General features: G+C 65.0%; 11 protein-coding genes. 7 read left to right on the top strand and 4 right to left on the bottom strand.

What is annotated here, in order from left to right:
• Window positions 1–4: 4 nt before the first annotated feature.
• Entirely contained in the window at window positions 5–925 is a 921-nt protein-coding gene (gcvA, locus tag AC1DXX_RS01615) for a transcriptional regulator GcvA (protein ID WP_478132412.1), read from the bottom strand.
• Window positions 926–930: 5 nt separating this feature from the next.
• Complete coding sequence (locus AC1DXX_RS01610) at window positions 931–1,896, bottom strand: AraC family transcriptional regulator (RefSeq protein ID WP_478132411.1); 966 nt, start codon at window positions 1,894–1,896, stop codon at window positions 931–933.
• A gap of 137 nt (window positions 1,897–2,033) precedes the next feature.
• On the opposite strand from AC1DXX_RS01610, the gene AC1DXX_RS01605 reads away from it, so the two are divergent.
• The 4 genes from AC1DXX_RS01605 (at window position 2,034) to AC1DXX_RS01590 (ending at window position 3,945) form a co-directional block, all read left to right on the top strand.
• Window positions 2,034–2,876: an oxidoreductase gene (locus AC1DXX_RS01605; protein ID WP_478132410.1), complete on the top strand. Its 843-nt coding sequence runs from the start codon at window positions 2,034–2,036 to the stop codon at window positions 2,874–2,876.
• 117 nt (window positions 2,877–2,993) lie between these two features.
• On the top strand, window positions 2,994–3,320 hold the full coding sequence (locus tag AC1DXX_RS01600) for an MFS transporter (protein ID WP_478132409.1): 327 nt from the start codon (window positions 2,994–2,996) through the stop codon (window positions 3,318–3,320).
• Window positions 3,321–3,352: 32 nt separating this feature from the next.
• Window positions 3,353–3,625 carry a type II toxin-antitoxin system Phd/YefM family antitoxin gene (locus tag AC1DXX_RS01595; RefSeq protein WP_478132408.1) on the top strand — a complete coding sequence of 91 codons (273 nt, stop codon included), beginning with the start codon at window positions 3,353–3,355 and terminating at the stop codon, window positions 3,623–3,625.
• A gap of 119 nt (window positions 3,626–3,744) precedes the next feature.
• Entirely contained in the window at window positions 3,745–3,945 is a 201-nt protein-coding gene (locus AC1DXX_RS01590) for a hypothetical protein (protein ID WP_478132407.1), read from the top strand.
• Window positions 3,946–3,982: 37 nt separating this feature from the next.
• On the opposite strand, the gene AC1DXX_RS01585 is transcribed toward AC1DXX_RS01590, so the two are convergent.
• On the bottom strand, window positions 3,983–5,452 hold the full coding sequence (locus AC1DXX_RS01585; protein WP_478132406.1) for an AAA family ATPase: 1,470 nt from the start codon (window positions 5,450–5,452) through the stop codon (window positions 3,983–3,985).
• Between the two features lie 84 nt (window positions 5,453–5,536).
• Window positions 5,537–8,053, bottom strand: a complete 2,517-nt coding sequence (locus AC1DXX_RS01580; RefSeq protein WP_478132405.1) for an ABC transporter permease — start codon at window positions 8,051–8,053, stop codon at window positions 5,537–5,539.
• Between the two features lie 167 nt (window positions 8,054–8,220).
• Here AC1DXX_RS01580 and AC1DXX_RS01575 point away from each other — a divergent pair, with 167 nt between their 5' ends.
• The 3 genes from AC1DXX_RS01575 (at window position 8,221) to AC1DXX_RS01565 (ending at window position 12,852) form a co-directional block, all read left to right on the top strand.
• Window positions 8,221–11,004, top strand: a complete 2,784-nt coding sequence (locus tag AC1DXX_RS01575; RefSeq protein ID WP_478132404.1) for a hypothetical protein — start codon at window positions 8,221–8,223, stop codon at window positions 11,002–11,004.
• A gap of 13 nt (window positions 11,005–11,017) precedes the next feature.
• Window positions 11,018–12,376 carry an SWIM zinc finger family protein gene (locus AC1DXX_RS01570; protein ID WP_478132403.1) on the top strand — a complete coding sequence of 453 codons (1,359 nt, stop codon included), beginning with the start codon at window positions 11,018–11,020 and terminating at the stop codon, window positions 12,374–12,376.
• A 185-nt stretch (window positions 12,377–12,561) separates the two neighbouring features.
• On the top strand, window positions 12,562–12,852 hold the full coding sequence (locus AC1DXX_RS01565; protein WP_478132402.1) for a hypothetical protein: 291 nt from the start codon (window positions 12,562–12,564) through the stop codon (window positions 12,850–12,852).

Here is a 12,852-nt window from a genome sequence, read left to right as displayed (position 1 = left end):
TTTGTTAAGGCCCAACCGGCTTGGGGGCGCTTGGCTGGTTCGATCTTGCGACCGCGCCCGCCAACCAAGTCCGGAATGCCGCGAGCTCGACCGACTCCTCGCGTTCGCGAGGCGTCGCAAAGTAGTACGTGTAGTCACCCCGATCGAGCGCGAGACTGAATGGGGCCACAAGCCTTCCCTCTGCAAGGTCCTTTTCAACCAATGCTTTCTGCGCCAGGGCCACGCCGTGGCCCTCCACAGCTGCCTGATAGGAGAGCAACGAGGTCTCGTACTTCATGCCCTGATACGGGTTGACGTCATGCGCACCTGCAGCGCGTAGCCACAACGCCCAGTCATCGATGCGAGCAAGAGAGTGGAGCAGCGTCTCGGACGCGAGTTCTCTCGGCTCCCGCGGGATGCTGGCCTCCTCGCGCGGCGCGATCACCGGCACGAGCTCGTTCGGCACGAGCCTCTGCACGATAAGCTTGGGCCAGTTCCCGTCGCCGAGTTCAATGCCAGCATCGATGTCTTCCCTGCTGAAGTCCAGAGGCACAGCTGAGGCGGTGAGCTGAACGTCAACGCCTGGGTACATCTGATGGAATCCGGCCAGCCGAGGAATCAGCCACCGGACAGCGAAGGTGGCAGGGGATCGAATCCTCAGTACCCGGCGTCGGTGACTCCCGCCCATCGCGACGTTTGTGGTTTCCCTCAACGCCATGAAAAGCGGGGTGATGTCCGAAAGGTACTTTGCGCCCGCTGGAGTCAGGGACAGGCCCCCATGCTCGCGTCGAAAGAGCTGAAGGTCCAGGAACTCCTCGAGTACGCGGATCTGCCTGCTGACTGCAGCTGGTGTCACGTACAGCTCTTCGGCCGCCTTCGAGATGCTCAGGAGGCGGCCTGCTGCTTCGAACATCTTCAGAGGGTTGAGCGGCGGAAGGGGCGTCATGGCGCTCAGTGTGACGCCACATACAACTCATGCGGCGACGGATCCGGTTTTGCGAACACCTGACGCATACGAGTCGCCTCTTCGGCCGGGCCCCGCCCGAACATTCGCTTGAACTCCCGGCTGAACTGGGACGGGCTTTCGTAGCCCACTTGCGCGCTTGCATGCGCCGCGGTCACTTCCTTGCGGGCCATGATCAGCCTGGCTTGATGAAGGCGTGTCGTCTTCAAGTACTGGATCGGCGACGTCGACGTGACAGCCTTGAAGTGGGCGTGAAACGAGGTGGGGCTCATGCCGGCCTCATACGCAAGGCGGTCAATGTCGAGCTTTTGATCGAAGCTCGCATGGATGGTCCGGATCGCCTTGGCGATCTTGCCGAACTGCCCTTGTCGCGTGAGCGAGGCCCTCATGGAACTACCTTGCTCTCCGGTGAGAACTCGGAAGTAAATCTCGCGAACCAGGTCCGGCCCAAGGATCCGCGACTCCAGAGGGGAATTCATCACCTCCAGGAATCTGAGCACAGTGTGGGCTAGGCGATCGTCCATCAAGGTCGACATCAACCCCTTTGGCGCCGCGCCTTCGGCGGATCCATACTCATCGAGCTTCATCATCAAATCCGCGGCGACCTTGAAGTCGAGGCGAAAGTAGATGGCCAGCAATGGCTCTTCCTCCGACGCTTCCGTATCCATCGAGAAGGGAACAGGCACAGACACCGCCAAGTAGTGCTGCGCGTCATAGAGGTAGACCTGGTCCCCCAGGAATCCACGTTTGCGCCCTTGGAGAACGATCACGATGCCAGGGTCATAGAGTACCGGGGCACGGCGTAGAGGTCGATCGGATCTCAGAATCCGAACGTCGGAAAGCACGGTCAGGTTGTAGCCTTCGAAAGGGGCAAGTGGCTTCACGAGATTGACCATCTGCCGTTGCGCGTCGGAGTTCGGTAGAGGTGTTTTTTGCATGTGGGCGTCGTCCATTTCGGGTGCCTAATCTGCCACACCCTACTCGCTTGGCTCATGGCGTTGTAGCTTTAGGCAAGCTATACGTGCGACTCGGCATATCAACTTTCTGTCCCGATTCTTACGATCGACTCCTCACTTTCTAGGAGCCGACCATGACCCAGACTTCACCGAAAACGTTCCTCATCACGGGCGTCAATTCGGGATTCGGAAAGGCATTCGCAGCCGCCGCCCTGGCAGACGGACACACGGTCCTTGGAACCGTGAGAAACGAAGACAACCGGGTGGTGTTCGAGAGCACCCTGCCTGGGCGAGCGCACGCCGTGGTGCTTGACGTCACCGACTTCGATGCGATCGAAAAGTCGATCCCGCAGCTTCTCGCCACCCACGGGCACATCGACGTTCTGGTCAACAACGCAGGGTATGGGCACGAGGGCACCTTGGAAGAGTCCAGCCTGGCAGAGATGGAGCGTCAATTCGATGTGAACGTCTTCGGCGCGGTCGCGATGATCAAGGCGGTCCTGCCGTCGATGCGCACGCGTCGCTCCGGACACATCATCAACATCACCTCCATGGGCGGCTTCATCACGATGCCCGGTATCGCGTACTACTGCGGCAGCAAGTTCGCGCTGGAGGGTATCTCCGAGGTGCTCGGCAAGGAGGTCGCGGGCTTTGGGATCAAAGTCACTGCAGTTGCTCCTGGGTCGTTCCGAACGGACTGGGCCGGTCGCTCCATGGTGCGATCGGATCGCACGGTGCAGGACTACGACGCACTCTTCGAACCCATCCGTAAGGCGAGGCAGGCGAAGAGTGGCGCGCAGACCGGCGATCCGGCGAAGGCAGCCCAGGCGCTTCTGATGATCGTCAAGGATCCAAGCCCGCCAGCGCATCTGCTTCTTGGCAAGGACGCTCTGGAACTGGTCCGTGGCAAGCTCGCTGCGATGTCAAAGGAGATTGACACGTGGGAGACGGTGACCGGGTCGACAGATCATGAATGAACGTCATGGCGCTGACGGTCGAGCCGGCAAGGGAGAGCTCGAATGCGCCCGATAGCTCCAGCTTTGCAACAGGACATGGCCCTTTTGAGTGRCGCCGAGAAATCGCCCCCCAAATCGATGATCCTGTTGCTCGCTACTTCTGGAGGGATGGCTATTGCGTCAATCTACTACGCGCAGCCGATGCTGCCCCTTCTCAGCAACGGAGTGCACGCGTCCACGCGTGTCGCCGGATTCATTCCGACACTCACGCAGATTGGATATGCCTTGGGGATTCTGTTCCTCGCGCCGCTGGGCGACCGATACAACAGGCGTCTCATCATTCTGATCAAGGCCGGGGTGCTCTGTCTCGCGCTGCTGCGGGCCTTCGTGGACTTTGCGAGCGAGCACATGTTCAGGGACGACGGCATGGCAACACAGCCAAGCAAGACCGAATTCAGACCATGATTAGTCCGACTAATAACCGCAGGGCGAACACAATGAATTTCTCCACGCAAGTCAAGCCCATCAGCTATCTCAAGAGCCATGCAGCGGACATCGTGAAGACCCTCTCGGACACCCGCGAGCCCATGGTCATTACCCAGAACGGCGAGGCCAAGCTCGTGGTGATGGATGTCCGCTCCTACGAAGAACACGAAGCAACCCTCGCACTGCTGAAAGTCCTGGCACTCGGCAATCGCGAAATCGAACAGGGCCAATTCCGGTCCGCAGATGACGTGTTCGCCGAACTGGACCAAGAAGACGCCCAGTGAAGGTTGTGTTCCTGCGGCCCGCAGAGGCCAACCTGAAGGACCCAAGGCGCTACATCCTGAAGAACTTCGGCGCGGACACCTGAGCGGCGAGCGACGAAAAGATCAAGCAATCCGTCGCGATGGTCGAAGCGCATCCCCAGGCAGGCCGGATTCCCGAAGAACTGGAAAACCTGAACGCGGCCCAATACCGGCAAGTCATCTCGGGCATGAACCGCATCATTTATGAAGTGCGAGTGGATGTCGCCTACATCCACTTGGTCTGCGACACGCGGCGAGATTTGAAAGGCCTGCTCATGCGGCGCATGGTTGGCGCCGTTTGAGATCGAGCGTTCCGCAGCATGGGCGTACAGCGCACGTCTATGCTGCGTGCGCCAGCTGACTCTCCTCTTTTTCGCCAATCGTCACGGACGCGGCCTTGACGGGCGCGGCGCCCCCCATCCGGCTCAGCGCAAGCGCAGCCTGCAACGGATAGAGCGTGCGCGCATCCCCCTCCGCCTTGTTGCTCACGGTGGTGCCGGCGGCTTCGCTCATGCTGGCCGTGCGCACCGAATCGATCCGGTGCGTCGGCACCATGAAAGGCGAGTGCGTGGTGTAGATGATCTGGTTGCCGAAATCGTGCTCGAAGTGCGCCAGCAGGTCGGTCTGCGAGCGCGCATGCAGATGCAGGCCGGGCTCGTCCAGCAGCAGGATCGCATTGCCGGCGCGGCCGCCCTTCGTGTCCGCGAAGAAGGTGATGTAGAACGAGAAGAACCACTGGAAGCCGCGGCTTCGCTCGTCGAGATTCACTTCCACCTCGTAGGCGCCGTTCGGGTCGGACACCAGCGTGTCCATGTACGGCCCGTCGAGGTTGAACCGGACCTTGAGCTCGCGGTCCTTCCACACCCGGCGGATTTCCGAAGTGACGACGGAGCCGGCGCGGTTCGCGAGCTGGTTGCGCGTGGCCTGGTCGTTCTTCTCCAGCAGGTCTTGCAGTTGTTGCGGATCGAGCCCCGCCACCTTGCAGAGCTTCTCGAAGCTCTGCTGCTCGGGCGTCGCCTGCCCCCAGCCCTTGCGCACCAGGTAGTCGGCGATGTTCTGGCGGCCGGGCAGCGCCGGGTACTCGTCCACATAGATGAACCGGGGCAGCTTCTCGAGGACCCAGGCCTGCGCCCTGGCGAGCGCCGGCGTGTCGTTGGCGATGGACCGGGCCACGTCCTCGAGTTCGACCAGCATCTGTTCCTGCTTGTCGCTGAGCTCGGCATCCGCGGCAGCCATCGCCTTGCGCAGGGCCTGCAGCGCCCTGACCGCGCCTTCCGACCACTTGATGTAGTCCGGGCTCAGGATCATCGCGGCGTCGAAGGCGTCAGCCTCCTGCTCGAGCGTCGCCCTGGCTTGCTCCGCGACTTTCTCGGCCGCGGCCTTGACGGCGGGCACGATCTTGCGGACCTTGCCCTTGATGTCCGACACGTCGAGCGACAGCTCGCCGAGTCCTTCGAGGCCGGTCCAGCGGGTCGTGCCGTAGCCCCGGCCCGCGGTGACGTGGCTCACCTTGGCCGCGCGCGGAAGAATCTCCGTCAGTTCGGCCCGCTCGCCGTCGTCGAGGGCCCAGCGCGTCGAGACGACCGGCGTATCGCCTTGGCATTCCTCAAGGCGGCGGTGCCGCGGAAAGTCCTTGATCGGACTGAGTTCGTTCAGGCCCTCTGCCGGGTTCAGGCTGTGGAGCGCGCGCAGCAGGTTCGATTTGCCGCTGTCATTTCGACCGAGGATCGCCGTGATCTGTGTGGAATCGATGGGGCCGCTGTCGTTGATCGAGCGAAAGTTGGTGATCTGGAATGACGCCAAGCGCATGTAAGGAGGTTCTCTTCGAATGAATGCAGGGTCGGGGAATGTATTGCATTCCCCGGCCCTTCCCCGCCCATGCCGAAAGAAAAACTACTCGGCCGCCCGTCGCAGCGTATCGACCACCGGCCTGCGCAGCACGTCGCGCAAGCCCCACCACCCCGCGCCCAGCGCCAGCACCGCACCGGCCAGCGCGCCCGCCACGGGCACGATCGGCGATGCCGTCCAGGTGAACTCGAACACGTAGCGCGCCAGCGCCCAGCCGATCACCGAGGCGACGATGCTCGCGAGAAAGCCCGCCAGCAGCCCCACGCCCACCAGTTCGGCGCGCTGCACCTGCCGCAGCAGGCTGGCGCGCGCACCCACGGCGCGCATCACCGCAAACTCGCGCGCCCGCTCTTCGCGCGTGGCCGTCACTGCGGCGAACAGCACCACCAGACCCGCCGCGAGCGTGAAGCCGAACAGGAACTCGACCGCGCGGATCACCTGGTCGAGCACGCGCTGCACCTGGTTGATGGTCGCGCTCATGTCCACGTTGGTCACGTTGGGGTAGCTGCGCACCAGCGCGTTGTCGAAGCCCTTGGTCTCGGGCGCGCGGAAGGCGCCCATGTAGGTGACCGGCACGTCGGCCAATGCGGCCACCGTATACATCACGAAGAAGTTCGCATGCAGCGAACCCCAGTCGACCTTGCGCAGCGAGGTGATGCGCGCATCGTTCTGCATGCCGCCGATGTCGAAGCGCAGCATGTCGCCGAGCTTGAGGCCGAGCGTGCCGGCCAGGCCCTCTTCCACGCTCACCTCACCGGCCGCGTTGGGCTTCCATGCGCCCGAAGTGATGCTGTTGTGCGCCGGCGCTTCCACGYTGTTGCTGAGGTTGAACTCGCGGTCCACGAGGCGCTTGGCACGGTCTTCCGCATAGTCGTCGGGCGTCACCGGCTTGTCGTTGATCGCGACCAGGCGGCCGCGGATCATGGGGTACCAGTCGAACTTGCTCACGCCGGCATCGCGCAGCGACTTCTGGAACGCATCGCTCTGGTCCGGCATCACGTTGATGACGAAGCGGTTCGGCGCATCGGGCGGCGTGGCCTTGCGCCAGCTCGCGACGAGGTCGGTGCGCAACAGCACCAGCAGCACCAGGGCCAGCAGGCCCACCGCGAGCGCGCTGACCTGCACCACGGCGTAGGCCGGCCGTGCCGAGATCTGGCGCGTGGCCAGCACCAGCCAGCGCGGCGCCGTGGTTTCGTTGACGCTGCGGCGAAGCACCTTCACCGCAAGCCAGCTCAGCAATGCGAACACGGCCACGGCGCCCGCGAAGCCGCCGACCGCGATCAGGCCCAGCTTGATGTCRCTGCTGGCCGCCATCAGCAAGGCCGCGAAGCCCGCCACGCCGATGCCGAGCACCGCGAGCGATGCGGGCTTGAGCCCGCCCACGTCGCGCCGGATCACGCGCAGCGGCGGCACGCGGGCCAGTTGCAGCACCGGCGGCAGGCCGAAGGCGAACAGCAGCGTGAGTCCCATGCCGAGGCCGAAGGCCACCGGCCACAGCGTGGCGGCCGGCAACGCGGTTTCGACCAGCCCGGCCAGCAGCAGCACGAAGACATAGTGCACCGCAAAGCCGATGGCCACGCCGAGCCCGCTGGCCACGAGGCCGATCACGGCGAACTCGAAGGCATAGGCCGTCGCGATGGTGCGCTGGCTCTGGCCGAGCACGCGCAGCATCGCGCAGTCGTCGAGGTGGCTGGCCGCGAAGCCGCGCGCAGCCAGCGCCACCGCCACGGCCGACAGCAGTGCCGCGAGCAGCGCGACCAGGCTCAGGAATTTCTCGGCGCGGTCGAGCGTCTGGCGCATCTCGGGCCGGCCGCCTTCGAAGGAGTCGAGCCGCACGCCGCGCAGTTCGCCCTTCTTGATCGTGGCATCGGCCCAGTCGGTGAAGCGCTTGACCGCCGCGTCGCTGCCCGCCACCGCGTAGCGGTAGCCCACGCGGCTGGCCGGCTGCACGAGGCCGGTGCGCGCCACGTCGGCCTGGTTGAGCATCACGCGCGGCGAGAAGCTCATGAAGCCGGCCCCGCGATCGGGCTCCAGCGTGATCACGCGGCCGACGCGCAGGCCGGTGTCGCCGAGCAGCAGCGTGTCGCCGACCTTGAGCGCGAGCGCGTCGAGCAGCGAGGCATCGACCCACACCTCGCCGGCCGGCGGGATTTCACGCGTGACCGTGCCCGGTCCGTCGACGATGGCGGAGGTCTGCAGGTTGCCGCGCAACGGATAGCCCGCGGCCACGGCCTTCAGCGCCACCAGCTTGCTCGCACCGCCCTTCGCGTCCTCGGCCCGCGCCATGGTCGGAAAGCCGTAGGTGCCGGAGCCTTCCAGGCCCATCGACTTCGCCTGCGCCACGAAGGCATCGGGCGTCGGGTTGTCGCTGACGATCACCGCGTCGCCGCCCAGCAGTTGCCGCGCATCGCGCTGCAGGCCGCCCTGCAACCGGTCGGCGAAGAAGCCGACGGCCGTGAGCGCGGCCACGGCCAGCAGCACGGCGACGATCAAGAGGCGCAGCTCGCCGGCGCGCAGATCGCGCCGGAGCGTGCGCCAGCCAAGGCGGAGGGAGTCGGTCATGGCGCGAACGATAGCCGATGGGAAGCCCCGATGATTCTGCAGGGAATAGATGACGGGCACGCCTGCCGACTGTCGCGGCGGGACGATAAAGTCCGGCACGCGCACCATTCGAAAACCCGGACCAGCTCCGGACAACCCGGCACCACCGGCGAACGAAAAAGAAGCACATGCAGGACATCGAGGATCTGGTACGAGGGGGAGACCATCAACGCTTGCTGGACGCCACGGCCACGTGGAGCGACAAGCAAAAGCGTGCCGCGCAAAGCTGGCTGCTCGCGCATCGGGAAGCAGAAGCGGTAGCGATCGAAGCCGCCTTTGAGAAGCACGGCGACAGCACGCGCTGGATGCACGTCCTGGTCGCCGTGGTGGCGACGTCCCGCACGCCCAAGCAGGCGCTGGCGATCAGTCCTCCCGGATCGCGGGTGACCGGCGTCGCCGAATGGGACGCCTTGTGCGACCTGTATGCGGCGCGCGGCGACGCCAAGGCTGCACTCATCAACGCCGTAGCTCGCAACGGCCGCGAGTGGACGCAGGCCTATCTGAAACTGGCCATTGGCGGCAAGCGCAAGAAGCCGATGTACGCCGACGTGCTGCTGGCATTGACGAAAGGCTTCGACCTCGATTCGCCCGACGAGGCCTTCATGGTCGAAGCCTGGGCCAGGAGCCTCTCGACGCTGATGCCATACCGCCTGCCGGAAGACCCGCCGGGCGACCACGTCCGGAAGGTTTCGCGGCTCTGGCTCGAAAACCGGGCCGACGGGCAATGGCTGGCGCACGGGGAGGAGATCGACGCACCATCTAGCGTGGAGGTTGCCGGCGCATTGTTCGGCCTCCCCGACATGATGCGGGCCGTCTTTTCGCGCAAGGACGCGGTCTTGCATCTGATCGGCGGCTGGATGGCGGCAGAGCGTTCCGAGTACCTCTGCCGCACATTCGCGGGCCTGCTGCATCGCGGCCTGCTGGACCGGCGCACCATGACGCAAGACGTGGTGACTGCGCTGACCCGCAACGACTCGGTGAGCGCGCAACGCCTGCTGGCGCGTTTGCTCCTGGCCACGGCACCCGGCCCCGAGCTGCTGGCGCCGCTGGCAGACACTCTCTGCGGAATCATGGCCAGCGCACACGGCAGCGCGGCCGAGTGTGCCCAGACGCTGCTGCAACAGCTTGATGCAGCCGAGGCACTGGACGAGGATCTGTTCGTCAATGCCTGCCAGATCGTGTTCGCGCGCAAGGAAAAGGGCTTGCGGCGAAGCCAGCTCGCCTGGGCGACGAAGCGCAGCCATGAACACCCCGCCTCTTTGGCTGCCTCGCTGTCGGGCCTGACGAACGCATTGATGGTGGAAGACTTCGCGATCCAGAAAGACGCGGCTGCAAGAATCTCGTCGCTTGCAGGTCAGCTCGCACCTACGGATCGGGAAGCGCTGGACATGCAGATCGACGCCCTGCGCACGGCCATGGATCCGACGGTCTACGCCGCACTGCGGCCTGCATCGTCGAACGCGGCCGCTCAGTCCCCCGAAGTCTTCTCGGTCGCGCAAGCCGTGACGATCACGCCCCAGGTCCTGCACGCTTTCATTCCGATCAACGATGCATCCGACGGCGTACCGGACATGGCACATGGCTCGCCATTGATCCCGGGCGATGAGCGGTTGGCGTCGATCGAACACATCATCGAGTTTGCGGTCCGTGCATCCAATGCAGGCATCACCACCTTGTCGGAGCACATGCGTGCGCGGCTGGGCCAGCCAATGGACCCAGCGATACGTCGTCGTCTCCTGGCTGTCCATGGCCGCGACCGGATGCCCAAGCCGGAGAGGTTCGACCATGACTACTGGAATGCCGAACGCGTGCCAGTGGCGGCCGTGGTGATCAACCTAAGAGCTTCCGAAGTGGTCGAAGCCCTGCAGCACGGCGTGCCGTATGCGCTGGTGTCGCAGCCCAGCTACGACCATGGCGCCATTGCGGCCGATGATTTGCTCGCTCGCCTGCGTCGCCTCGCGGTGCAGGACATGCAAGCTCAGCCCATGGACCTGCTGCTCGCCTTGATGCGCACGCAGCAGCCCAATGCCGCGCAACTGGAAGCCTTGCGCGCGGTCGGCACCACGCAGACGCAGACCGCCGCCCGCTTCTTCGAGGCCGGCGGCATGGCGCAACTGCAGACGCAGTGGCAAATCGTCGACGGGAGGCCGACCGCTCGGCACTCGCGGCCCAGCCATTGGATGGAATCGGGCAGCCGCGAGGTTTGTGTCGCGCTGCAGGGCATGCAGCTTTTACCGAACATCGACGGCATACCGACACTCTGGGGTGAAGGCTTCACTCCAGATCGCGTGCAGGACGTTTGGTACTGGGACCTTCTTGATCGCTACATCGCGGAGGCCATGCCCAACAACCCCGAAGTCATGGCCGCCATGCACCTCTGGGGCTTCCGCAAGGCGGGCGCCGATTTCGAATCGGACGGCGGCAAGGCCTTCGCCTGCTCGCTGCCGCTCTTTCTCGCGGCGCACGGACCGGCCGGGCCAGCGCTGCATCTGGCGGTGCTGTTCTGCATGTCCGCCAATGACACCGAGGGTCGCCTGGCCGGCAGCGACGGCCTGCTCGAACTGATCCACCAGGGCCGCTACGACAGCGCGCTGGCCTGTGAACTGGCGGCCGCGGCCATCGACTGCGGTACCGTCAAGGCCGGTCGATTGGCTGCGTCTCTCGGCCAGGTGGCCGCCGCTGGCACGGAGGCTGTGGTGTGGCCCCTGATCCGAGCCACTGTGTGCGCAGCGCTCGCCCGGGATGTGCCGCCAACCAATACCCACGAATTGCTGGCACTGGCAAGCCGCGTGGCCGGTGCCCTGGGGACCCGTGCAACCCTCGAGCCGCTCGACGTCGTGGCCGTCAAAAAGGGAAACACGAAACTGCTGCTGGAAGCGCGTCGCCTTCAACGATTGCTCCGCGGCACGTAAGGAGAAAACGGCCATGACCGAAGTCACCGACACCTACTTGCAGGCCTCCAGCTACACGGCCGACGCCACGCGGGACTTGATGACGCTGCAGACCGCGGCCGGACTCACACCACAGGGCCTGGTCAGCCATCCGGTGTTCTTCAACGGCACAGTCATCCGGCCCGACGTTGCCGCTGCCGGTCTTCGGACTTTGGTCGAAGTGGCGTCCACGCGCTACTTCAATCCGATTCCCGGCGGTTTCGCATCGCTCGATCCGGTGGTCACGGCCAATGGCGACCGACTGCGCTGCGAAGCTTTCTCGGCCTGCAACGGCGTCTATGCACGGCTCGACCTGCTGGGCCAGACCTTCGACGGCGCGAGCCTGGGCTTCGGCACCACCAACATCGACATCAACCCGCCGCTGGCGCGAGCGCTGGCCGGCGTGCGCGCCAAACACCCTTTGCACCTGAGCGTCGGCCCGACGCAGATCCAGTTGACGATGCCGCAAGGCAGCTTCGTCGAACGCAAGGTCCATCTGCCGGAGCGCTGGGTGAGAGCGTTGGCAGAAACCCAGTCGATAGCTCCCACCTTGCGCCCACGCGCGAGCCTGGACGCAATGAACTGGCTGCGCTTCATCAACGGGTTGCCGATGTCGGGCGGTAGCGGGGCCGGCGTGGCCCTGTGGCTGCAGCCCTCCCTCACGGGGCTGCGTCAGACCAGCAAGCCGTCCGCCGGCGGCATCTCTCTGGCCGGCACCGCGCGGCTGTCGGCCATCAAGCGGATGCAGCACCTCGTGCAGAGCGTGCAGGTCTATGGCCCGGACCTCGATGCCGAAAGCCGGGCTGCGGTGAGCGCCTGGGAGTTTTTTCTGCCAGGTGCACGACTCCTTCTGATGCTCTCGCCCCAGCCCTACCGCGGCTTTTCCGGCGAAGGTTCCGTGCTGCCCGCATTGACACAGGCGAGCGGCGAGGACGCCGCCACGGTGAGCGCGTTGCTGGCCTGGGAAGCCTCGATCGACGAGGCGGCGCTGGTGAGGGAGACAGGTTTTTCCGCCGAGCAGGTGCAACGGGCGCTCCAGTACCTGGCGACTTCAGGGCACGTGGGTTTCGACCTGCACGAGCAGAGCTACTTCCATCGTCAGTTGCCTTTCGTCGAATCGCGGCTGGACAAGAACTACCCGCGGCTTGCAGCCGCCAGGGCATTGGTCGAAACAGGTGCCGTCACGCCCGAGGGCGCCTATCTGAAGGTGGCGAGCGGCGACCACTTCCACCGGGTCGGCTTTGCCAACGGTGCGCCGCGCTGCACCTGCGAGTTCTGGGCGAAGTACGCGGGATCGCGCGGGCCGTGCAAGCATGTGCTCGCGGCGCAGCTGTACCTGGAAGCCCAGGCCTGAGACCTGTAGGCCGATTGCTGATTCAAGGGTTATTGCGCCCTTCGAGCCCTTGATCGCGGCGGCATGCTGTCGCATGATGCGAAAAATGCATCCAGTTACCGCCCCTCGGGAGACCCGGGCCAGCGGCGACAGGCGCCAGAAAAACAGTCCGTTGCCAGACCGTCCTTCCCCCACAAGGAGTGTCGATGTCACGATGTCAGCGCTTGCAAACCGTCGGCCTTTGCCTGGCCCTGGGTTTGCTGTTGAGTGCCTGCGATCCCAAGCCGACCACGTCGGCAGCGGGCGCAGCCTCTTCGTCCGGTGCCAGCCCCAGCGGCGTCAAGCCCGCCGACTCCGGTGACAAGGTCGATTCCACCTCCGCCCACAAAGGCCCGTCCGAAGGCGGCGCAGCCGTGGGCGGCATGAGCGGTCAGGGCGGCGCCTCGACTGGCGGCACGCCTGCGCCGAGCGGTGGCGATGGCACGGCACCCAAATAG

This window comes from Variovorax sp. P4_B10, assembly GCF_056402375.1.
This window is presented reverse-complemented; position numbering and strand designations above follow the sequence as displayed.

What these genes read in the sequence shown, in the direction of transcription:
- AC1DXX_RS01610 (WP_478132411.1), bottom strand. Translation starts at nt 1,896, where the DNA reads ATGGACGACGCCCACATGCAAAAAACACCTCTACCGAACTCCGACGCG.
- AC1DXX_RS01575 (WP_478132404.1), top strand. Translation starts at nt 8,221, where the DNA reads ATGCAGGACATCGAGGATCTGGTACGAGGGGGAGACCATCAACGCTTG.
- AC1DXX_RS01595 (WP_478132408.1), top strand. Translation starts at nt 3,353, where the DNA reads ATGAATTTCTCCACGCAAGTCAAGCCCATCAGCTATCTCAAGAGCCAT.
- AC1DXX_RS01565 (WP_478132402.1), top strand. Translation starts at nt 12,562, where the DNA reads ATGTCACGATGTCAGCGCTTGCAAACCGTCGGCCTTTGCCTGGCCCTG.
- AC1DXX_RS01600 (WP_478132409.1), top strand. Translation starts at nt 2,994, where the DNA reads ATGATCCTGTTGCTCGCTACTTCTGGAGGGATGGCTATTGCGTCAATC.
- AC1DXX_RS01585 (WP_478132406.1), bottom strand. Translation starts at nt 5,452, where the DNA reads ATGCGCTTGGCGTCATTCCAGATCACCAACTTTCGCTCGATCAACGAC.
- AC1DXX_RS01590 (WP_478132407.1), top strand. Translation starts at nt 3,745, where the DNA reads ATGGTCGAAGCGCATCCCCAGGCAGGCCGGATTCCCGAAGAACTGGAA.
- AC1DXX_RS01570 (WP_478132403.1), top strand. Translation starts at nt 11,018, where the DNA reads ATGACCGAAGTCACCGACACCTACTTGCAGGCCTCCAGCTACACGGCC.
- gcvA (WP_478132412.1), bottom strand. Translation starts at nt 925, where the DNA reads ATGACGCCCCTTCCGCCGCTCAACCCTCTGAAGATGTTCGAAGCAGCA.
- AC1DXX_RS01605 (WP_478132410.1), top strand. Translation starts at nt 2,034, where the DNA reads ATGACCCAGACTTCACCGAAAACGTTCCTCATCACGGGCGTCAATTCG.